This window comes from Sorangium sp. So ce296, from assembly GCF_051529605.1.
Lineage (GTDB): Bacteria > Myxococcota_A > Polyangia > Polyangiales > Polyangiaceae > Sorangium > Sorangium cellulosum_D.
Genome location: NZ_CP150325.1, coordinates 12,255,637 through 12,276,650, shown reverse-complemented (window position 1 = coordinate 12,276,650; position 21,014 = coordinate 12,255,637). Strand labels below are relative to the sequence as shown.

General features: G+C 73.0%; 17 protein-coding genes. 13 read left to right on the top strand and 4 right to left on the bottom strand.

Annotated features, from left to right (window positions below; genetic code table 11):
* Positions 1-110 precede the first annotated feature (110 nt).
* Complete coding sequence (locus WME98_RS45290; RefSeq protein ID WP_020736078.1) at positions 111-239, top strand: hypothetical protein; 129 nt, start codon at positions 111-113, stop codon at positions 237-239.
* An 18-nt stretch (positions 240-257) separates the two neighbouring features.
* Here WME98_RS45290 and WME98_RS45285 read toward each other — a convergent pair whose 3' ends face one another.
* A complete protein-coding gene (locus tag WME98_RS45285; protein ID WP_437947814.1) occupies positions 258-4,562 on the bottom strand; it encodes a DNA topoisomerase 3 in 4,305 nt (1,434 codons plus the stop codon).
* Between the two features lie 483 nt (positions 4,563-5,045).
* Here WME98_RS45285 and WME98_RS45280 point away from each other — a divergent pair, with 483 nt between their 5' ends.
* From WME98_RS45280 to WME98_RS45245, 8 genes are all read left to right on the top strand, one after another.
* Positions 5,046-6,488 carry an ABC transporter substrate-binding protein gene (locus WME98_RS45280; protein WP_437947813.1) on the top strand — a complete coding sequence of 481 codons (1,443 nt, stop codon included), beginning with the start codon at positions 5,046-5,048 and terminating at the stop codon, positions 6,486-6,488.
* 155 nt (positions 6,489-6,643) lie between these two features.
* A complete protein-coding gene (locus WME98_RS45275) occupies positions 6,644-7,081 on the top strand; it encodes a chemotaxis protein CheW (protein WP_437947812.1) in 438 nt (145 codons plus the stop codon).
* Positions 7,078-8,637: a CheR family methyltransferase gene (locus tag WME98_RS45270; RefSeq protein ID WP_437947811.1), complete on the top strand. Its 1,560-nt coding sequence runs from the start codon at positions 7,078-7,080 to the stop codon at positions 8,635-8,637. The genes WME98_RS45275 and WME98_RS45270 overlap by 4 nt, the downstream gene beginning before the upstream one ends.
* Complete coding sequence (locus WME98_RS45265) at positions 8,634-9,206, top strand: chemotaxis protein CheW (protein ID WP_437947810.1); 573 nt, start codon at positions 8,634-8,636, stop codon at positions 9,204-9,206. The genes WME98_RS45270 and WME98_RS45265 overlap by 4 nt, the downstream gene beginning before the upstream one ends.
* A complete protein-coding gene (locus WME98_RS45260) occupies positions 9,203-10,675 on the top strand; it encodes a CHASE3 domain-containing protein (RefSeq protein ID WP_437947809.1) in 1,473 nt (490 codons plus the stop codon). The genes WME98_RS45265 and WME98_RS45260 overlap by 4 nt, the downstream gene beginning before the upstream one ends.
* 9 nt (positions 10,676-10,684) lie before the next feature.
* The gene (locus WME98_RS45255) at positions 10,685-12,754 is read left to right on the top strand and encodes a hybrid sensor histidine kinase/response regulator (RefSeq protein ID WP_437947808.1); all 2,070 of its coding nucleotides are present in this window, start codon (positions 10,685-10,687) and stop codon (positions 12,752-12,754) included.
* Positions 12,751-13,857, top strand: a complete 1,107-nt coding sequence (gene cheB, locus WME98_RS45250) for a chemotaxis-specific protein-glutamate methyltransferase CheB (protein WP_437947807.1) — start codon at positions 12,751-12,753, stop codon at positions 13,855-13,857. Before WME98_RS45255 ends, cheB begins: the two co-directional genes overlap by 4 nt.
* Entirely contained in the window at positions 13,854-14,993 is a 1,140-nt protein-coding gene (locus tag WME98_RS45245; RefSeq protein ID WP_437947806.1) for a response regulator, read from the top strand. Before cheB ends, WME98_RS45245 begins: the two co-directional genes overlap by 4 nt.
* 15 nt (positions 14,994-15,008) lie before the next feature.
* Here WME98_RS45245 and WME98_RS45240 read toward each other — a convergent pair whose 3' ends face one another.
* Together WME98_RS45240 and WME98_RS45235 are read right to left on the bottom strand one after the other, a co-directional pair.
* Positions 15,009-15,200, bottom strand: a complete 192-nt coding sequence (locus WME98_RS45240) for a hypothetical protein (RefSeq protein ID WP_437947804.1) — start codon at positions 15,198-15,200, stop codon at positions 15,009-15,011.
* A gap of 2 nt (positions 15,201-15,202) precedes the next feature.
* Positions 15,203-15,394, bottom strand: a complete 192-nt coding sequence (locus tag WME98_RS45235; RefSeq protein ID WP_437947803.1) for a Uma2 family endonuclease — start codon at positions 15,392-15,394, stop codon at positions 15,203-15,205.
* A 154-nt stretch (positions 15,395-15,548) separates the two neighbouring features.
* On the opposite strand from WME98_RS45235, the gene WME98_RS45230 reads away from it, so the two are divergent.
* Both WME98_RS45230 and WME98_RS45225 read left to right on the top strand, forming a co-directional pair.
* A complete protein-coding gene (locus WME98_RS45230; protein WP_437947802.1) occupies positions 15,549-16,010 on the top strand; it encodes a hypothetical protein in 462 nt (153 codons plus the stop codon).
* A gap of 119 nt (positions 16,011-16,129) precedes the next feature.
* Positions 16,130-17,542 carry a pectate lyase family protein gene (locus tag WME98_RS45225; RefSeq protein ID WP_437947801.1) on the top strand — a complete coding sequence of 471 codons (1,413 nt, stop codon included), beginning with the start codon at positions 16,130-16,132 and terminating at the stop codon, positions 17,540-17,542.
* A 175-nt stretch (positions 17,543-17,717) separates the two neighbouring features.
* Here WME98_RS45225 and WME98_RS45220 read toward each other — a convergent pair whose 3' ends face one another.
* On the bottom strand, positions 17,718-17,867 hold the full coding sequence (locus tag WME98_RS45220; RefSeq protein ID WP_437947799.1) for a hypothetical protein: 150 nt from the start codon (positions 17,865-17,867) through the stop codon (positions 17,718-17,720).
* On the opposite strand from WME98_RS45220, the gene WME98_RS45215 reads away from it, so the two are divergent.
* Both WME98_RS45215 and WME98_RS45210 read left to right on the top strand, forming a co-directional pair.
* Complete coding sequence (locus WME98_RS45215) at positions 17,866-19,509, top strand: DUF1592 domain-containing protein (RefSeq protein WP_437947798.1); 1,644 nt, start codon at positions 17,866-17,868, stop codon at positions 19,507-19,509. The genes WME98_RS45220 and WME98_RS45215 overlap by 2 nt on opposite strands.
* A complete protein-coding gene (locus tag WME98_RS45210) occupies positions 19,506-20,951 on the top strand; it encodes a DUF1552 domain-containing protein (RefSeq protein ID WP_437947797.1) in 1,446 nt (481 codons plus the stop codon). Before WME98_RS45215 ends, WME98_RS45210 begins: the two co-directional genes overlap by 4 nt.
* Positions 20,952-21,014 lie beyond the last annotated feature (63 nt).

Genomic DNA, 21,014 nt, shown 5'->3' with positions numbered 1-21,014 from the left:
CGCCCAGCGAGCGAGGCCATCGGCTTCCAGCCCGAAACTCCGACCTCTCGAGATGGCATCTCTGTTGCTTTGCCGATCGAGCACCCCGACACGGGGCCGGAGGTCCGTCGATGAGCAAGATTCTGCGTGGGATTGCGGCAGGCTATGGCGCGAAAAAGCTCGGGGGCGGGTGCTTCAGCACCATCCTCATCTTCGTCCTGCTCTGGTGGGTGCTGGGGCACTTCGGCATCTTCCGCTGATCGCCGCCCGCGCGCCCCTCAGCGCGACCGGCCCTTCTTCCGCTGCGCCTTGCGCGCGAAGAACGCCCGCCGCGCGTCCGACGATTTCGCGCCTTGCCGCTTCTTCACCTTCGGCGGGGTCTTCGCGAGCGGGACGTCGACCGGCGGCTCGCCGAGGCGGCCGCGCGGCGTGAGCGACGCGCGCTGGTAGGTGATGAGCTCGCCCGCCTTCTCGAACGAGTCCTCGCGCACCTCCACGAGCCCCGCGCGCACGAGGCCGCCGAGGAGGTGCTCGAAGTCGCGCCGCTCGAGCGATCCGCCGGCGAACGCCTCGCGGTAGAGCCGGCCGGTCGGCTGCTCGCCGTCGCGCAGCGCCGAGAGGATCCTCGCGATCGCCTGCGCCTCGTCGCGGCTCGGCGCCCGGAACTCCCGCGCCGCGCACGCGGCCGGCGCGCAGACGTCGCAGAGGCCGCAGGGCTCGCCGCTGTCCTCCTGGTCGCCGAAATGGCGGACCAGGTGCAGCATGCGGCAGCCGTGGCTCTCGGTGAACCGCGCCATCTGCACGAGCTCGGCGAGCTTGTGGCGCCGCTGCGCCTCGTAGGGCCCGCGCCACCCCGGCTCGCCCAGGGCCACGCCCCCGTCCGGATCCACGCGCGCGCCGCCGTGGATCCAGAGCTTCTCCAGGGCCTTGTCCGCGACCTCCGGTTCCATCCCGAGATCGCCCAGGATCTCCTCCCGCGGGCGCGGCTCCGCAGAGAGGGCCCCCTCGATCCTCTGCAAGACCGCCGGATCAGGGTAGTCGCGCTCGTGGAAGAACTCGTGCATTCGCCGGTCGACATACGAGTGCATCAGCACGGCCCGCGACGGGAGCCCGTCGCGGCCGGCTCGGCCGATCTCCTGGTAATACCCCTCCAGGCTCCCGGGCAGCCCAGCGTGGATGACCGTGCGGACGTCGGGCTTGTCGATGCCCATGCCGAACGCGATCGTGGCGACGATAACCTCGGTGCTGCCATCGAGGAACGCCGCCTGGATCCGGTCGCGGACCTGCGGGGCCAGGCCCGCGTGGTACGCCTCGGCGGGGAGATCTTCCGCGAGACCGGCGGCGAGCGACTCGGCCTCTTTCCGGGTCGGCGCATACACGATCGCGGGCGTGCGGCCCTCCTGCCCGAGCAGCGCGCGCACCCGGGCGAGGCGCTCTCCCGGGCTGACCTCGAGGAGCTCGATACCCAGGTTGCTCCGCCGGAAGCCGTGAATGAAGCGCGCCGCGGAGGTGAGCCCGAGCTGCTCGACGATGTCGTCCTGCACGACCGGCGTCGCGGTCGCGGTGAGCGCGATGACCGGCGCTGGACGGAGCGCCGGGAGCCGCTGGCCGAGCATGCGGTAATCAGGCCGGAAGTCGTGGCCCCACTTGGAGATGCAATGGGCCTCGTCGACGGCGACGAGCACCGGCTTTCTGCGGGCGAGCAGCTCGGGGAAGCCGGGCACGCGGAGCCGCTCGGGGGCGATGAACAGGAAGTCGAGCGCGCCGTCCAGGTAATCGATACAGGCCTTGCGGGACTCGGGCCGGCTCCGGCCGGAGTGGATCCGCTCGGCGGCGAACCCGCACGCCCGGAGCTTGGCGGTCTGATCCTCCATCAGGGCGATGAGCGGGCTCACGACGAGCGTGGTGCCGCCGCGCGCGATCCCGGGGAGCTGGTAGCAGAGCGATTTGCCGGCGCCGGTGGGCATGACGAGGAGCACGTCGCTCCCCGCGGCCGCCGTCCGGCAGACCGCCTCCTGGTAGCGGCGGAACGCGCGGAAGCCGAAGCACTGCTGAAGCAACTGGAGGAGATCCGCGGGCCGGCGCGCCGGCGGTGACGCAGCGATCGACGCGCGCGCCGAGGAAGGCGCGGCGCCCGCCGTGGCGCGCGGAGGCGGCTCGACGATCGCGGCGGCGCGCGGAGGAGGAGGCGGCGAGAGCGGCGCGACGGCCGCGGCGGCGCGCTCCGGAGGTGACTTGACGGCCGCGGCGCGCGCCGGCCTGGGCGCCGCCGCCGCGGCGACCGCGCCCGCCGCGGCGGACGAGCGCACCACGGCCGCCGCGCGCGCCCGGGTCGGCAGCGGGGATGCGGCCGCCCCCGCGAGCGCCGGAAGGGCGCCGCGCGAGGCGGTGCCCGGCGCGCCCCCCGCGCCGCCGGCCGGCGCGCGCCGGGGCGTCGCGCGCGGCGCCTCGCGGTCGCGACGGGCCTCCGCCGCCGCGGGCGCAGCGCCGCGGCCGCTCCCGAGGCCCGGCCGCGCGCCGCGCTCCGGAAACGGAGACGACCGCTCCTCCGGCCGGGGCGCCGCGCCCCCCGCCGGGCGCCGCCCGGCGCTCACCTCCTCCACCACATGGCGCACGTACGACTCGATGCCCGCCATGAACGAGGCCAGATCGCCGCCGCCCCGGGCCATGCGGGCGAGCTTCGCCTCCCACGCGCCCGTCATCGCGGGGCTCTTCACGTCCGCGTGGACGACCTCGATCAGCCCGATGCCCTTGTCGGTCGCGTGCAGGAGCTTGCCCTTGCGCACGAGGTACTCGCGCCGGAGGAGCGTCTCGATGATCGCCGCCCGCGTGGCCGGGGTGCCGAGGCCCGAGTCCTTCATCGCCTCGGAGAGCTCCTTCTCGTCGAGGCTGCTGCCCGCGGTCTCCATCGCGGTGAGCAGCGTGGCCTCGGTGAAGCGCGGCGGCGGGCGCGTCTTCTTGGACAGCGCCTGCGCGTCGAGCACGAGCTGGACCTGCCCCCGCGCGAGGCCCGGCGGGAGCAGCTGATCCGCGGTCTCGCGCTCGCCCTCCCCCTCGTCCGCCTCGCGCCCCTCGCCTCCCTTGGCGTCTCCCTTGACGTCCGATTCCCCCTTCTTGCGCGGCCTCGCCGGCGGCTTGCCGAAGCCGATGTCGAGCACCTTCCACCCGACCTTCTCCACGACGCTGCCCGCGCTGTGGTAGCGATCCACGATCGGCGCCCCGGCGCCCTCGCCCCGGGCGCGCGTGGTGATCGCGGTGATGACCGTGGTGATCGCGGTGACGTGATCCTCGTGCCACGCCGAGAGCAGGCGGCGGCAGACGAGGTCGAAGATCTTCTGCTCGTCCGGCGAGAGCTCCGCGCGCGAGGCCCGGGCGCCGGTGGGGATGATGGCGTGGTGATCGCCGACCTTGCCGTCGTCGACGAAGCGCTTGCCGAGCGGCCGGGTCCCCGTCCCCGGCGCGAGCATGCCCTGGTAGGCGCCCTCGATCGCCTGCACCACGGCGCCGAGCGTGGCGGCCACGTCCGTCGAGAGGTGGCGGCTGTCGGTGCGCGGATAGCTGATGAGCTTCCTGCGCTCGTACAGCGCCTGCGCCACCTCGAGCGTCCTCTGCGCCGAGAAGCCGTAAAGGCGGTTCGCGTGCCGCTGGAGCTCGGTCAGGTCGTAGAGCAGCGGCGGCGGGAGGCGGCGGGACTCGGACCTCACCGCCTCGACGCGCGCCTCGCCGCGCCGGGCCCGCTCGATGATGCGCCGCGCCTCCTCGCCGTCCGGCGGGAGGCGCCGCCGCGACGGCGCGGTCTCGGCCTTCTCGCCCTCGCCCGCGGGGCCCGTCGGCTCGCGCGGATCGCTGGCGAGCGGCTGGTCCCGGAAATACGTGCCCTTGTACGACGCGTCCGCGGCGCCCTCGCCGCCCTCCCGGAGCGGGCAGAAGGTCGCGACGACCTCGAGGTACGGCTCCGGGACGAACCGCCGGATCGCGAGCTCGCGCTCGACGACCACGGACAGCGTGGGCGTCTGCACGCGGCCGACCGAGAGATCCTGATCGAAGACGAGGCTGTAGGCGCGCGAGAGGTTCATGCCGACGAGCCAGTCGGCCCGGCTGCGCCCGCGCGCGGCGTCGGCGAGGCCGTCGTAGCTGCGCGCGTCGCGCAGCCGCCGCAGGCCGTCGCGGATGGCGTCGGGGGTGAGCGACGAGATCCAGAGCCGGTCGACCGGCTTCTTGCAGGCGGCCGCCTCGTAGATGTAGCGGAAGATGAGCTCTCCCTCGCGGCCCGCGTCGGTCGCGCAGATGACGCGCTCGACGTCGCGCCGGCCCAGGATCTTCCGGACGATCTCGAACTGCGCCCGCGTCCCGGGGAGGACGACGAGCGGGAACCGCGCGGGCAACATCGGCAGGAGGTCGAGCCGCCAGCGCTTCCAGGCGGGGTCGATCTGGTGCGGCTCGGCGATGGCGACGAGGTGCCCCACCGCCCACGTGACGACGTAGCCGCCGCCCTCGAGGAACCCCTCGGCGCGCCGCGAGGCCCCGAGCACCGCGGCGATGTCGCGGGCGACGGCGGGCTTCTCTGCGACCACGGCGATCATGCGAAGACCATGCGACCACCGGGAGCCACGGGCGTCGCCCGCGCCTCCCGCGGGGCGTTGATAGCGCGTGCCGCGCTCGGGCGGTATGGAGAAGCGCGCCGGACGGCCGCGAGCGGCGCGCGGACGGGCGGGTGGCGCCCTCAATCGCCCCGAGAAATTCCACGGAACGGCGGGAACGCAGCGCCGAGGCCGATGCCGCCTCGGAGGCTCCCCTCCCCGCCGCCATGCTCCGACGACGGTACGTCCAGCGCGCGCCACGCGATGTCTCCGGCCGCCTCTCGAAACGCGGGCGACATGGACTTGGCCCTATCGTGGACCGTCGCGCGTGGCCGCCTGCCGTCCTCGAAGGACGATGATGACACCACGTCGTCCGCGCGCCTGACACACCACACACCGGTCGACTCACGATCTCTCCATCCGCGCTTGACAGCCGCTCACCGCCGCTGCGAGCATCGACGCTCTGCAACGATAAGCACCCTTCCTATGACGAAGCTCTGTCCGTGGCGGCGGTTGCTCTGCCTCATGATCGCCGCGCTCGGCGCCGCGTGCACTCCGCCTGAAAAGAAGGTGATCCGCATCGCCGTCGGCACGCAGAACGCGACGATCAACTGCGCCACGGGCGGGCTGCTCCTCCGCGAGCTCGATCTGCTCAAGCGATATCTCCCCAGAGAAGGGGCCTACGAGGACGTCCGTTACGACATTCAATGGAGGGACTTCTCGTCGGGGCCCCCGATCACGGCCGAGATGATCGCCGGCGGCCTCGATTTCGGCATGATGGCCGATTTCCCGGCAGTCCTGAACGGCATCGCGTCGGAGCAGGCGGGCAAGCGCAGCATTTATATTGCGACGCTGTCCGGCAGCGCCGCAGGCGCCGGGAACGGGATCGTGGTCCCGATCGACTCCCCGGTGCACGGCGTGCCCGATCTCAAGGGCAAGCGCGTCTCCGTGCCGTTCGGCTCGACGGCGCACGGGATGCTGCTGCGCGCGCTGAGCGACGCCGGCCTCGACCCGGAGCGGGACGTCACGCTCGTGCCGCAGCAGCCCGCCGAGGCCGAGGCGGCGCTCCGAGACAACAGCATCGACGCCCACGCCAGCTTCGTCCCCTTCGTCGAGCTGTTCCCCTTCCGCGGCGCCGCGCGCAAGATCTACGACGGCGCCACCACGCAGATCCCCACCTCGCACGGCATGCTGGTGCGCGCCGCCTACGCGGAGGAGCACCCGGAGGTCGTCGTCGGGCTCCTCCGCGCGATCATCGAGGCAGACCGCATCTTCGAGCGCGATCCCGAGCGGTACAGCGAGCTCATCGAGCAGGTGACCGGGGTCGACGCCGAGGTGGCCTACATGTTCCACGGCCCCCTCGGGATCCAGACGCGCGACGTCACGCTCAAGCCCCAGTTCCTCCGCGGGCTGCGGGTCGCGGCCGACACGCTGGCGCTCCTCAAGCGGACGAACGCCTCGCTCGACGTCGATCGGTTCGTGGACGATCGCTACATCCGGCAGGCGTGCGCGGCGTCCGGCGTGAGCTACGAAGAGCGGCTCTCGCGCCGCGCCAGGGTGCCCCTCGCGCAGCGCGACGCGCGCACCGGGGCGCCGATCGCGGAGCCGAAGCGCGCCGCGCAGCTCTGGGTGGACGGCGAGGCCCGGGTGCGATCGTACGAGAACGCGGCCTCCGCGCTCGCGGCGCGCCAGGCGCTCTCGGCCGAGGGGAAGCGGCCGCGCGCCATGTTCGTGCACGACCGACACACGGGCCTGAAGCTGCTGGCCGAGCAGGCGTGGTACGCGGAGACGGAAGACGGCGACCTCGACGCGTTCCTGTCGAGGGACTACGCGGAGACCTGGGCCCGCGAACGGAAGGGCGACGTGCGGCAGCTCGACGATCTCCAGATCTTCTACCCCCCGCTGGAGCAGCAGCCCGCCGCGCCGTGACGTCGCCGCGCGCTGCGTCTACGCCTTCAAAAGGATTCGTGAATTGGGTAACGTGACGAGCGGGTCGCGCCCGGGCGCGGCAGGTCCCTCATGAGGCACGTTGCAGGAGACCCCACCGCGCCGCCGAGACCTGCGCGTCGGAGGAGGAGAGGCGGTTGAGAGCCCTGGTCGTCCGCGCCCGCTCGTGGGCTTGCGCGCTCCCGCTCACCGCCGTGGTCGAGACCATGCGCGCCCTCGACGTCCGGAGCGTCCCCGGCGCGCCGCGGTTCGTGCGCGGGCTGGCCGTCATCCGCGGGGCGCACGTGCCCGTGATCGACCTCGCGGCGCTGTTCGGCGTCGCGGACGGGCAGCGCGGGGCGCGCCTCGTCTCGGTCCGCGCCGGAGCGCGGCCGCTCTCGCTCGAGGTCGACGAGGTGCTCGGCATCAAGGAGCTCGACCCGGCCGCCCTGGAGCAGACTCCGCCGCTCGTCGCCCAGGCCCTGCCGGAGTGCGTGGACAGCCTCGGCACGCTCGACGGGCAGGCGATGGCGCTGCTCGAGACGGCGCGGCTCCTGCCCGAGGCCGCGTGGTCGGCCCTCCGAGGCACGGCGTGAGCTCCGCCGAGCGCGACCTCGGCCCGCTCGAGGAGCTCCTGGAAGAGCGCCTCGGGCTCTCGCGCGCGTCCCTGCACCTCGGCGCCGATCTCGAGGCCGTGCTGCGCGAGCGGATGCGCGCCCGGGGGTGCTCCGATCTGGGCGACTACCGGCGAGCGCTCGACCGGCCCGAGGTCGCCCGCGAGGAGCTCCACGTGCTCGCGGGCCAGCTCACGGTCGGGGAGACGTACTTCTTCCGCGAATGGCAGCAGATCGAGGCCTGCGTCGAGATCGCCCTGCCGGAGCGCTTCGCCGCGCGTCAGGGCGGCGAGCCGATCACCGTGCTCTCGGCGGGCTGCGCCTCGGGCGAGGAGGCGTACACGCTCGCGATCGCGCTCCACGCCGCGTACCCGGGGCTCCTGCCGCACCGGATCAAGGTCGTCGGCGTCGACGTCAACCCGGGCGCCATCCAGAAGGCGCAGCGGGCGCGGTACTCGGAGTGGGCCCTGCGGGCGGTCCCGGACGACATGCGCCAGCGCTTCTTCGCGCGCGCCGGGGCCGACGTCGCGCTGCGCCAGGAGATCGTCAGGCTCGTCGAGTTCCAGGTCCGGAACCTCCTCGACGACGACCCCGCCTTCTGGAGGCCCGGCGCGTTCGACGCGATCTTCTGCCGCAACGTCCTCATGTACTTCGCGCCGCAGAGGATGGCCGAGGTGCTCGACCGGCTCCACGCCGCGCTCGCGCCGCGCGGCTTCCTGTTCCTCGCCTCGAGCGAGTCGCTCCGCGCCGCGAGCGCCGCGTTCGAGGCGGCGCACTCGCACGGCATCTTCTACTACCGGCGGAGCAGCGCGCCCCCCCGCCCCGCGCGCGGCGACGCCCCGCGCGCGAGCCGCTGGGTCGCGCGCATCCGCGAGGCCTCCGCGCGCGTCGCCGAGGTGGCCCAGCGCGTGTCGCCGCCCCCGCGGGGCGACGCGCCGGCCTCGCCGACCGCGCAACGCGCGTTCCCATCGACGAGGCCCCCGCCGACGAGGCCCCCGTCGACGAGGCCGCCGGCGCTGGCCGAGCTCGCGGCGATCGACAGGGCGCTGGAGCTCATCGGCGGCGAGCGGTTCACCGACGCGATGGCGGCGCTCGCGGCGCTGCCCCAGCGGGCCGCGTCGAGCGCCCGTGTCGAGCTCCTGCGCGCGGTGATCCTCTGCCAGCAGGGCGAGCTGGCCCGCGCCGAGCGCGCCTGCCAGCGCGCGCTCGACGCGGGCGACGCCGGGGACAGCGGCGCGGCCCACTACGTGCTCGGCCTCTGCCAGGAGCAGGCCGGCGACGCCGCGGGCGCCGCGCAGCACTACAAGGCCGCGGCGTCGCGCGATCCAAGCTTCGCCATGCCGCACCTCCGGCTCGGGCTGCTCGCGAAGCGCGCCGGCGACCTCGCGACCACGCTGGACGAGCTCGGCCGCGCGGCGGCGCTGCTGGTCTCGGAGCGGCAGGAGCGCCTCGTGCTGTTCGGCGGCGGCTTCCCGAGGTCGGCGCTGATCGGCCTCTGTCAGGCCGAGCTCACGGCCCGGGGAGGGCGCGCCGGATGAAGCGCGCCCTGCTCGCCGAGCGCCTCGCCGCGCTGCAGGCCGCCTTCGACGCGTCCTTCGCCGAGCCCGCGCGCCCCCGCGCCGAGGAGCCGGCGCGCGCGCTCGCCGTCCGCGCGGGCGACCGCAGGCTCCTCGTGCGCATCGAGGAGCTCGCCGCCGTCGAGCCGTGCCGCCGGATCGTGCCGCTCGCCGGCGGCCCGCCGGGGCTGCTCGGGCTCGTCGGCCTGCGCGGCCGGCTCGCCGCGGCGTACGACCTCGCCGCGCTCGTCTCCGGCCGGCCGCGCGCCGGCGTGGGCGCGGCGGCGGCCGGGCCGGCGCCGCGCTGGCTCCTCGTCTGCGCCGAGCACCCCGACATCGCGCTCGCGATCGACGAGATCGAGGGCCACGCCAGCGTCCCGCGCGAGGGCGCGCGCTCCGCCGCCGGCGAGCGCGAAGGCGCGGGCGAGCTCGTCACGGAGGCCGTCGAGGTCGACGGCGAGCCGCGGGGCCTCCTCCGCGTCGCCGCCGTCGCGGACACCGTCTTGCGCCGGGCCGAGCGAGGCGCAGAGCGTCCCAAGGAAGATCGATGAAGACCACGTGGACCATCCCGCAGCAGATCGCCGCCAGCCTGTTCTTCCCCCTCGTCGTGCTGATCGCGCTGGGCGTCGTCTCCGTCCACAAGACGGCGAGCCTGCTCGAGATCAGCCAGGAGCTGAAGCACACCTACCGGGTGCTCACCGAGCTCGACGAGCTCCACGCCCACTTCCTCGACGCGGAGACGGGGCAGCGGGGGTTCATCATCACCGGCGACGACGCGTTCCTGGAGCCCTACGAGATCGCGCTGCACTCGATCGACGCCGACTACGAGGAGCTGCGCCGGCTGACCGAGGGGAACCTGGGCGCGCAGGGGCGGCTCGACCGGCTCCGGCCGCTCATGCGGGACAAGCTCGAGGAGATGCGCCTCTCGGTCGAGCAGCGCCGCCGCGAGGGCGCCGCGGCCGCCGCGGCGACGGTCGCGAGCGGCCGCGGCCGGCGGGCCATGGATGACATCCGCGCCGTCGCCGGCGAGCTCCGCGCCGAGGAGATGCGCGCCCTCTCGGCGCGAGAGGAGGAGGCCGCGGCGAGCGAGCAGCGCCTGCTCGTCACCCTCACCGCGGGCTCCGCGCTCACCGTCCTCGTCGTCGCCGCGGTCGGCTTCCTGATCATCCGCGGCATCAACCGCCGCATCCACTCGGCGACCCGCCGCATCGAGAGCTCCGCGACGGAGCTCCAGGCCGCCGCCACGCAGCAGGCGCAGGGCTCGAAGGAGCAGGCGACCACCTCGACCGAGGTCTCCGCCACCATGCGGGAGCTGCTCTCGACCTCCCACCAGATCGCCGAGAGCACGCAGCGGGTGACGCAGATCGCCGCCGACACCGCCGCGGCCGCGCGCGCCGGCGACGAGACCGTGAAGCGGGCGCGCGAGGGCATCGACGGCGTCCAGCGCCAGGTCGAGCAGATCGTCCTCCACATGCTCGATTTCGGCAAGAAATCCCAAGAGATCGGCGGGATCCTCCAGATCATCAACGAGCTCGCCGAGCAGACGAACATCCTCGCGATCAACGCGACGATCGAGGCGGCCGGCGCCGGGGACGCGGGCCGGCGCTTCGGGGTGGTCGCCGACGAGATCCGCAAGCTCGCCGACCGCGTGGGCGGCTCGACCAAGGAGATCCGCGCGCTCATCGAGGAGATCCGCGCGGCCGCGAACACGACCGTGATCGCGACCGAGAGCGGCTCGAAGGCGGTCGACGCGAGCGCGCGCCAGTTCGGCGAGGTCGCCACGAGCTTCCGGCAGATCTCGGAGCTCGTCAGCAGCACCGCCGAGGCGTCGCGCGAGATCGAGCTCAGCACCAAGCAGCAGGCCACGGCGGTCGAGCAGGTCAACGCGGCGCTGCTCGACGTGGCGCGCACCGCGCGCGAGACGGAGGCGAGCTCGTCGGTCACGCTCAAGACGTCCTCCGAGCTCGCGACGCTCTCGAAGGACCTCGTCCGCCTCATCCAGCGGCCAGCCGGGGCGTAGGAGCACCGCTTGGGGAGCGATCTTTACAAATACTTCCGGATGGAGGCCCAGGAGCTCGCGGACGGGCTCGCGTGGAGGTTGCTCGATCTCAAGGAGCAGGGCGGCCAGGGGGAGCCGCTCGACCAGTGCTTCCGGCTGGCGCACACGCTGAAGGGCGCCGCCGGCGCGGCCAAGCAGCTCAAGATCGCCGAGCTCGCCCACACGGTCGAGGACGTGCTCACGCCGTTCCGGCGGGACCGCCAGCCGATCCCGGCGGAGCACATGGGCGAGCTGATGCGGCTCATCGGGCTCATCCGCGACGAGGTCTCCCGCCTCGCCGCGGAGGAGCCCTGCGACCCCGAGCGCGGCCGTCCGGCCCGGCGCAGCGCGCACGAGGAGGTGGCGCGCGTCGATCTGGCCCACGTGGGCGCGCTGGCCGACGAGATCGGCGAGGCGATCGTGCAGCTCGAGTCGCTGCGGAGCAGCGCGGAGGCGCTCGATCGGGCCGAGCGCCTCACCGAGGCGCTCGGGACCGTGAGCTCGCCGGAGGAGGTGGTGCGCAACCTGGGGGAGCTCGGCGCGCGGCGGGCCGGGGGGCTCTACCGCGAGCTCTGCGCTGCGCTCGCGGCCGCGCGCGCGGAGCTCGCGCGGGGCATCGACCGGCTCTCCACCGAGCTCCGGCAGGCGCAGGCGCGCACGCGCGAGCTGCAGCTCCTGCCGTGCGCCGGCGTGCTCGAGGCGGTGGAGCTCGCGGTGCGCGAGGCGGCGGACTCGCTCGGCAAGCGCGTCGATTTCCAGGCGAGCGGCGGCGACATCCGGCTCGACAGCGCGGTGATCTCCGCGCTGCGGGACGCGGCGCTGCACATGGCGAGGAACGCGGTCGACCACGGGATCGAGCCCGAGGCCGCGCGTCGCGCCGCGGGGAAGCCGGCGGCCGGGCAGATCCAGCTCCGGGTCGAGCAGCGCGGCAGCCGGGTCGCCCTGATCTGCAGCGACGACGGCCGCGGCGTCGACGTGGCCGCGGTCCGGAGGGCGGTCGTGCGCGCGGGGCTCCGCCGCGAGGAGGAGGCGTACGACCTCACCGCGGAGGACGCGCTGGAGCTCATCTTCGGGCCGGGGGTGAGCACGTGCGAGGCGATCACCTCGCTCTCGGGCCGCGGCGTCGGCCTCGACGTGGTGCGCGAGACCGCGGCGAAGCTGAGCGGCACGGCGAGCGCAGAGAGCCAGCCCGGGCGCGGGACCACGATCGAGCTCGTGGTCCCGATCTCCCTCTCGTCGGTGACCGCGCTGCGGATCGAGGACGGCGGCCACACGGCGCTCCTGCCGCTCGACGCCGCGCGGCACGCCCTCCGGCTCGACGCGGGCGCGATCGTCCGCGGCCCGGAGCGCGACGCGATCGTGATCGAGGATCGCCTCGTGCCGTTCGCGCGCCTCGCCGCGGTGCTCGGCGCGGCGGAGCCGGAGGGCGAGCCGCGCTGCGCGGTGGTCGTCGGCGCGGGCGCGTCGCAGGCGGTGCTCGGGGCCGATCGCCTCCTCGGCGCGGTGCCCGTCGTCGTGAAGCCGCTCCCCGCGGCGGCGGGGGCGCCGCCCGCGGCGCTCGGGGCCAGCCTCGACGCGCGCGGCGACCCGGTGCTCGTCCTCGATCCGCGCGGCCTGGTCGAGCTCGTGCGCGCGGCCGGCCCGGGCGGCGCGCGGAGGCGCGAGCGGCGCCCGCCGCCGCCGATCCTCGTCGTGGACGACTCGCTCACCACCCGGATGCTCGAGCAGAGCATCCTCGAGTCCGGCGGGTACGAGGTCGATCTCGCGTCCTCGGGCGAGGAGGGGCTGCGCAAGGCGGCCGAGCGGCGTTACGGCCTGTTCCTCGTGGACGTGGAGATGCCGGGGATGAACGGCTTCCAGTTCGCCGAGCGCGTCCGCGCCGATCCGGCGCTGCGCGAGACGCCGCTCGTCATCGTGACGTCGCTGTCGTCGGCGGCCGATCGCCGCCGCGCCAGGGAGGCGGGCGCGGACGACTACATCGTGAAGGGCGAGTTCGACCAGCGGCGGCTGCTCGACACCGTGGCCGGGCTCGTCGCTCGAGCGCGGGGGGCCGCGTCGTGAGCCGCGCGCCGCAGGCCGAGCCCCGCGCCCCCTCGCGGAAGATCCGCGTGCTGGTGGCCGACGACTCGCGCACGGTCCGCAGGCGCATCGTGGCCGCGCTCGAGGCGGACCAGGAGATCGAGGTGGTCGGCGAGGCCGGCGACGGGGAGGCCGCGATCGCGCTGTGCGAGCAGCTCCGGCCCGACGTGCTCACGCTCGACATGATGATGCCCAAGGCGAGCGGGGTCGCGGTGACCGAGCACGTGATGGCCTACTGCCCCACGCCGATCCTCATCGTCTCGGCCTCGCTCGAGCGCGGGGAGGCGCTCGGGACGTTCGACGCGCTGGCCGCGGGCGCCGTGGACGTGCTCGACAAACCGGCGGCCGGCGACGAGGGCGACGCCTGGGATCTGCGGCTCGTGAGCGCGGTGAAGCTCGTCGCGCGCATCAAGGTGATCACGCACCTGCGCAGGAAGCTCCGGCCCGCGCGCCCCCTGCCCGCCGTGGAGGCGCCGGGCGGCGCGCGCGCGGATGACGGCTGGTGCCGGGTCATCGCGATGGGCGCCTCGACCGGGGGGCCGTCGGCCATCGTCGAGGCGCTGAGCCCGCTGCCGGCGTCGTTCCCGGTGCCCATCCTGCTCGTCCTGCACATCGGCGCGCCGTTCGCGCCCGCGTTCGCCGAGTGGCTGGCCGGGCGGCTCGCGATCCCGGTCTCGATCGCGACCGACGGGGAGCCGCTCCCGCGCGCCGGCCAGCCCGGCGTGAGGCTGGCGCTGCCCGACAGGCACCTCGTGGTCCAGGAGGGGCGGCTCCGCCTGACCGACGGTCCGGAGCGGCACTCGTGCCGCCCCTCGGTCGACGTGCTCTTCGCGTCGGTCGCGGTCGAGGTCGGCGAGCGCGCCATCGGCTGCCTGCTGACGGGCATGGGCCGCGACGGCGCCGAGGGGATGCTCGCGATGAAGCGCGCGGGGGCGACGACCCTCGCCCAGGACGAACCGTCGTCGGTCGTGTTCGGGATGCCGCGGGAGGCCATCGCGCGGGGCGCGGCGCAGCACATCTTATCCGCCGGGGCCATTGGCCCTACGTTGCTGGCGCTGTCCAGGAGCACGAGGAAATCGCCATGAAGCCGCACGTCCTGATCGTCGATGACAGCCTCACGATACGCATGGATCTCCGGACCCTGCTCACCACCGGCGCCGGGTTCGTGGTGACGGCGTGCGAGACCAAGGCGCTTGCCCAGAAGGTCCTGAAGACGAGGGCGTTCTCCCTGGTGATCCTCGACGTGCTCCTGCCGGACGGCGACGGGCTCGACCTCCTCCGGGAGATCCGCACCTCGGAGGATCTCGCGCACATGCCGGTCATCCTCCTGTCCACCGAGATCGAGGTGAGGCACCGGATCCACGGGCTGAGCATGGGCGCCGACGAGTATGTCGGGAAGCCGTACGACGGGAGCTACCTCGTGCACCGGGCGATGGAGCTCGTGAGCGAGCGCAGCAGCGCGCGCCGCGCGGCGGAGGGCGGCGGCTCGGGCCTGAGCGGCAAGAAGATCCTCGTCGTGGACGACAGCCCCACGTACCGCGCCTCGCTCGCGCACGTCCTGCGGCAGGACGGCTGCGACGTCATCCCGGCGCAGTCGGGCGAGGAGGCGCTGAGCCTGCTCTCCGTCGAGGGGGTCGACTGCGTGATCATGGACCTCCTGATGCCGGGGATGGGCGGCCTGGAGGCCGCGCGGCGGATCAAGCAATCGAGCGGCACGAGCCACATCCCCGTGGTCATCCTGACGGGGCACGACGACGCCGCGACGCGGGCGGAGGGCGCGCGCATCGGCGTCGACGACTTCGTGCTGAAGGCGCCCGAGCTGACGATGCTGCGGTCGCGGCTGCGGGGCCTGTTCCGGAACAGGCCTGCGCCGGCCGCGGGCGGCGGGGCCGCCGCGCGGCGCGCCGGGAGCAGCCCGGATCTCCCGCCGCCGAGCTCGCGGGCCGGCAGCCGCGCGCGCAGCGTGTTCCCGGGGGCCGGGTCGCTGTTCGATCAGGTCGTCGCGGTGAGCGGGCTCTCGAGCGTGATCGGGCCGAGCACCATCGTGCGGGCGTGCCGGCGCGCGGGCATCGAGCCGTGGTCGATGTCGCCCGAGGACCTCCACCGCGCGCTGCCGGCCATCCGGGAGACGCTGCGCATGTTCCTGAGCGAGGAGGACTCCGAGCGCGGCATCGCGGCCATCAGCCTGCTCGCGCGCGACGCGGCGTCCGCCGCGAGCTGAGCGGGCTCGCTGGAATCACACGGCAACGGGCGATATCGGACGCTCGAGGAGGATCACGGGGGATCCCAGCGCCGCCAGGAGCGCCTCCCTCAGGCCCAGCATGGCCTGCTCGGCCTGTGCCTGGGCGTGCTCGGCTCTCGTCTCCAGGTCGCTCATCATTCCCTGGAGCCGACCGATGAGGTCGGCGGAGCCAAACAGCTCGGCCATGCCTAAAAGAACTGGAGCTTGCCGCCGCTGACGGCCAGATCGAGGCCCAGCACCGCCGAGGAGTAACGCCCCATCTGCGGCACGATGCGCTGGTAGCGCGGCGCATCCGGGGCTGGCAAGCGGTAGCCGTGGACCTGCTGCCGCAGCCGGTCGTACACGAAATACTCCGGGATGCCCAGCCGCGCGTAGCGCACGAGCTCCCGCCGATGGCTGCGGTCAACGCGCGGTTGACGGGGCGCGCGTCGGCACCGTCAAGCACGTCAACCCGCGGTTGACTCGGCGAGCTCACGGCGCGCTGCGACAAGGGCTTTGGCGCCGCGAGCGCGGCGCGGCTTCCAGCGGGCCGGAATGCCCGCCGGTGGGCAGCTTGGAGAAGGCGGCACCGACATTGCTTGTCGCCCCATCGGCGCCTCTCAGGACGTCGGTCGGCTCCGGGTCACCTATCACCACAATTTCTTCGATCGTTCGGATCAGCGCAACCCGCGGGTCCGCTTCGGCGAGCCCGTGCACGTCTACAACAACGATTACAACGACAACAGCTATGAAATCGCGTCCACCTGGAACGCCGGGGTGGTCGCCGAGGGCAACTATTTCTTCAGCGTCAACAACCCCGGCCGGGTGCTCTTCGAGGACAACAGCCCTGGCCGCATGGTCGCTCGGGACAACACCCTCGTCGAGTGCAACCACGAGATCGAGGTGGCTGGCCCGGTGGTCGAGCCGAGCACCTACTACGACTATACGGTGGACAGCAGCGCGGATGTCCCGGCGATCGTGATGGCCGGCGCCGGCGTGGGCAAGATCGGGCTTTGAAGCTTCCCTGCAAAGGCGGGCCTCTCGGAGCTGGGCCCGCCTCAAGAACGGAGAGACCAGTGCACATTCGATTCCTCCGCGCTCGTCGGGCGTCCGACGCGGCCGCCCTGGCGATTCTCATGATCCTCGCGGCATGCTCGACCGATCCCGAGGGAGGCGCGGCGACCAGCGGCTCTGCCACCATCGGCTCGGGCGGCGCAGGAGGCTCCGGCGGCGGCAGCAGCTCCGCCGCGACCGGTCCGGGTGGCGGGGGCGGGTCAGGCGGCTCAGGAGGTTCGGACGGAACGGGCGGCTCGGCCACCGTCGGCTCCGGCGGCGCAGGAGGCTCGGGCGGCTCGGGCGGCTCGGGCGGCGCAGGCGGCGCAGGCGGCTCTGGGCCCGTCGAGGACGTGGGCACGGTGATCAAGGTGACGACCCTCGACGCGGACGGACCGGGATCGCTGCGCGAAGCGATCGAGACGCCGGGCCGACGCATCATCGTGTTCGAGGTCGGCGGGATCATCGATCTGAACAAGGCCCGCCTCGACATCACCAAGCCGTTCGTCACGATCGCCGGCCAGACAGCGCCCTCGCCGGGCATCACGCTGATCCGCGGCGGCATGAGGATCAGCACGCACGACGTGCGGATCCAGCACCTCCGCTTCCGCATGGGCGACGCCGGCGCCGCGCCAGCGTCCGGGTTCGAGCCCGACGTCACGACCGACGGCCCTTCCGCGTACAACATCGTGATCGATCATTGCTCGGTGGCGTGGGGCGTGGACGAGAACCTGTCCGTCTCGGGCCCCCGCTTCAACGGCCCCGCCGGCACATCGCACCGCGTAATCCTCAGCAACAACATCATCGCCGAAGGGCTCCACGAATCCGTGCACGCGAAGGGCGCGCACTCGATGGGCACCCTCGTGCACGACTACTGCACCGATGTCACCGTCGTCGGCAATCTCTACGCCCACAACTACGAGAGAAACCCCTGGTTCAAAGGGTTCGCGACGGGGACGATCGTGAACAACGTCGTCTACAATCCCGGGAAATGGGCGATGCGGCTGGGCCCCGTCGTCAAGGAGTGGGAGAGCTCGGGCATCACGCCGGAGCCGCCCAGGGTCAGCATCGTCGGCAACTACATGCAGCACGGCGTGGACACGCTGCCAGGACTCCCGATGGTGGGCACCAACTCGATGGGCTCGGCGTACCTGGAGGACAACATCGTCGTCGACGCGAGCGGTGAACCGGCGCCGCTCGCCTCCCCGGAGGTCGTCATCCTCCCCGAGAAGCCCGTGTGGCCCGACGGCCTCGTCGCGCTCCCCGCGGCGTCGGTCGTCGACGCGGTGCTCGCGCACGCGGGCGCGCGCCCCAGGGACCGCGATGAGGTCGACCTGCGCATCATCGAAGACTTCGTGTCGGGCGGCGGCATGCTCGTGAACAGCCAGGACGAGGTGGGGGGCTACCCGGCGGCAGAGCCGACCACGCGGCCGCTGGTCGTCCCGGCCGACGACATCGAGGGCTGGCTCGAGAGCTTCGCGGACGATGTCGAGTGACGGGCGCTGGCCGTCCGGCGGGACCGCGGCGGCCAATCACCGCCCAGTGACCGCGCTGTCAACGCCGGGTCTGTCAACTCCGGATTGACAGTCAACTCCGGATTGACAGTCAACTCCGGATTGACAGTCAACTCCGAGTTGACGACGACCAGCGCCGGACGGCGCAGGCTTCCTGTCATTCTGCCGTACGATCACTCATCTGCTCGCGGAAGGCCCCGAGCTCCGGGGCGGCGCGACCGCGCCGGCCTTCGCGCTCGTGGAAATCGAGCATCGAGGAGCAGCAGCCATTGCACGCGAGTTCCTCATCACTATAGAAGAGGACCATGCTTCGACTGCTTCAACTTGGGAGATCCAGGGTCACGCTCGCCCTGGCGGCCGCGGCGATCGCCGGCTGCACCGGGCAGCTTGGAGACCGCGACGGCTCACTACCAGGCGGCGACGGCGACGGCATCACGCTGCCGGATGGAACGGAGAGCGTGAGCCTGCTGCCCGCGCGCATCCGCCGCCTGACCAACGCCGAGTACGCCGCCTCGGCACGCGCGCTGACGAGGACCACCGCCGACCCGAGCGAAGGCTTTGCGCCGGACTCGCGGCAGGACGGCTACACCGTGAACGACGCCCAGCGCGTCGACCCGGTGCTGGCCAAGCAGCTCGCCGCCTCGGCGGAGGCGCTCGCTGCTGAGGTGAAGAGCAAGCTCGCGGAGTTCGCTCCCTGCGCGGACCCAGCCGCGCAGGGGGAGAGCTGCGCCACCGATTTCATCAGGTCGTTCGGCGGACGCGCCTACCGCCGCCCGCTCGACACCGCGGAAATCGACGGGCTGCTTACGGTCTATCGGGTCGGCGCGAAGGGCGCGACCTACGCGGACGGCGTCGAGCTCGTCGCGCGCGCGGTCCTGCAGTCGGCCGGCTTCCTCTACCTGACCGAGATCGGCGACGGCTCCGGGGGATCCGCGCTGGAGCTCACGCCGCACGAGCTCGCGAGCTCCCTCTCGTACCTCATCACCGCCGGCCCGCCCGACGACCCGTTGCTCGAGGCCGCCGCGTCGGGTGCGCTGTCGACCCCCGAGGGCCGGGAGACCGAGGTGCGCCGGCTGCTCCAGACGTCGGCCGCCCGTGACCGCATCGTGCGGGTCGTCCGCGAGTGGCTCGGCATCGACCGGATCGCGATGACGGCGAAGGACTCGAACGTCTACGGCGAGTTCGCCGCCGTCAGGCCGTCGATGGAGATCGAGACGGAGGCGTTCGTCAACGAGGTCCTGTCGAGCTCCACCGGCACGGTCGGCGAGCTGCTCGGCGCCGACTGGAGCGTCATCGACGAGCCGCTCAGGGGGTTCTACGGAGCTCAGGGCGCGGGGCGCGTCTCGCTATCGAACCGGCGAGGGCTCCTCAACCAAGGCGCCTTCCTCGCAGTCTACGCGCACGCCACCGAGACCGCGCCGGTGCTGCGCGGGGTGACCGTCCTCCGCCGCGTCACGTGCAGCGACATCCCTTCACCGACGGAGCTGAACATCAACGTCGTCCCGCCGGTGCCCGATCCGAGCAAGACGACGCGCGACCGCTTCGCGATCCACTCGACCGACGCGGAGTGCAGGTCGTGCCACGACCACATCGACCCGTTCGGCTTCTCCTTCGAGCAATTCGACGGCATGGGCAAGATCCGCGAAACCGACAACGGACACCCGGTCGACAGCGCCGTGACCGTGGCGATGGGCGCCGACATCGACGGCGCGTACGCCGACAGCAACGCCCTCGCGCAGGCCCTCTCCAGGAGCCCGATGGTGCGCTCTTGCTTCGCCCGCCAGGTGTTCCGCGCCTCGGCGGGCCGCAGCGGCAAGGGCGCAGCGGAGAGCGAGGAGTCCTTCCTGAGGGCGTGGGAAGCCGCGCCGGAAGCAGAGCAGGGCAAGATCGTCGAAACGCTCGTCACCTACGTCAAGAGCAGTCTCTTCAGCCATCGGAGGCCCCAGTGAATCGCCGGTCCACACGCCGCTCGTTCCTCCGCGCCGTGGGCGCGGGGCTCGCGACGCTCCCTTTCGTGAACATGCTCGGGGACTCCGTCGCCCAGGCGGGCGGCGAGGCGCTGCCGCTCAAGTTCGTCACGATCTACCACCCCCACGGCATCTCGGCCGAGTACTGGGCCATGCGCGCCGGCGAGACGGAGACCAGCTTCGACATCACGTACGAGAACTGCTCGCTCCAGCCGTTCGACGATCCGGCGACCTACGGCCGGAGCTTCAAGGACAAGATCCTCATCGTCGAGGGGATCGACCACCTGTCGAACGCCAACGGGCACGACTCGGCCGGCACCATCCTGACGGGCAGCCGCATCGACGGGAAGAAGCCGCTCAACGTCTCGCTCGACCAGTTCCTCGCGGTGGAGAAGGGCCTCGGCGCCGACACGCGCATCACGAGCGTCGCGCTCGGCGTGGGCATGGACGGAGCGGACTCCGGGCAGACGCTCTCCTTCGGGGCAGGCGGCGCGCCCCTGCCGAAGATCATCGACCCGGTCGAGGCGTTCGACCTGCTGTTCGCCGGCCTGGTCGTGGGCGACGACCCCGAGGCGCAGGCCCGCGCGGCCCGGCAGCGCGAGCTCGGGCAGAGCGTGATCGACTTCGTGCGGGGGGACATCAACCGCCTGCGCACGCGCCTCGCGCCGGCCGAGCAGCAGAAGCTCGACCAGCACCTGACGTCGCTCCGCGAGCTGGAGAAGCAGATCGCCGGCCCCGCCGCGGGCGGGCAGGCGTGCGCCCTGCCGCCGCAGCCGGACGCATCGAAGTTCCCCAGCCTGAAGCAGTACAACGGCGGCGAGCCCTACTTCGACGCCATCACCGACGCCCACATCGATCTCCTGGCCCAGGCCCTCGCCTGCGACGTCACGCGCTTCGCCACGCTGTTCATGAACGACCTGGCGTACGAGGGCAATCCGCTGGGATTGCCGACGGACAACCACGGCTCGGTCGCGCACACGTACGACGCGTCGCCGGTGGGCAAGGGCGGCTGGCCCGGCGAGGGCAACCCGGCGACGTGGGTCCCCCTCGCGAAGTTCAACCGCTACAGCTACTCGAAGATCGCTCGCCTCATGCAGCGCCTCGACGAGCTCGGCGTGCTCGACAGCACGCTGATCTACGCGTCGAGCGACATGGGCAACCCCGCCCTGCACAGCACGCGCAACGTGCCGACGCTGCTGGCGGGCGGAGCGAACGGGAAGTTCAGGATGGGCCGGCGCATCAAGCTGCGGCCGGACTGCCCCGCTGACGCGCCGTTCTGCGGCGAGAACGACGCGACGTTCTCGCCCACGACGAACAGCCGGATCCTTGTGTCGATCGCCCAGGCGTTCGGCGTCGAGGTCGAGTCCTTCGGCTCCCAGCCCGACCCGAAGCTCACCACGGGCGCGCTCAGCGAGCTCACGTAAGCACGCCCGGTCGCGGAGGTACCGGCGAGCGTCCACCGTGTCAACCCGCGGTGGACGGCCCCG

Coding starts and splice junctions, on each gene's coding strand:
- WME98_RS45230 (WP_437947802.1), top strand. CDS start 15,549: ATGCCCGCCGGTGGGCAGCTTGGAGAAGGCGGCACCGACATTGCTTGT.
- WME98_RS45245 (WP_437947806.1), top strand. CDS start 13,854: ATGAAGCCGCACGTCCTGATCGTCGATGACAGCCTCACGATACGCATG.
- WME98_RS45285 (WP_437947814.1), bottom strand. CDS start 4,562: ATGATCGCCGTGGTCGCAGAGAAGCCCGCCGTCGCCCGCGACATCGCC.
- WME98_RS45290 (WP_020736078.1), top strand. CDS start 111: ATGAGCAAGATTCTGCGTGGGATTGCGGCAGGCTATGGCGCGAAAAAG.
- WME98_RS45260 (WP_437947809.1), top strand. CDS start 9,203: ATGAAGACCACGTGGACCATCCCGCAGCAGATCGCCGCCAGCCTGTTC.
- WME98_RS45265 (WP_437947810.1), top strand. CDS start 8,634: ATGAAGCGCGCCCTGCTCGCCGAGCGCCTCGCCGCGCTGCAGGCCGCC.
- WME98_RS45220 (WP_437947799.1), bottom strand. CDS start 17,867: ATGGTCCTCTTCTATAGTGATGAGGAACTCGCGTGCAATGGCTGCTGC.
- WME98_RS45215 (WP_437947798.1), top strand. CDS start 17,866: ATGCTTCGACTGCTTCAACTTGGGAGATCCAGGGTCACGCTCGCCCTG.
- WME98_RS45240 (WP_437947804.1), bottom strand. CDS start 15,200: ATGGCCGAGCTGTTTGGCTCCGCCGACCTCATCGGTCGGCTCCAGGGA.
- WME98_RS45280 (WP_437947813.1), top strand. CDS start 5,046: ATGACGAAGCTCTGTCCGTGGCGGCGGTTGCTCTGCCTCATGATCGCC.
- WME98_RS45225 (WP_437947801.1), top strand. CDS start 16,130: ATGATCCTCGCGGCATGCTCGACCGATCCCGAGGGAGGCGCGGCGACC.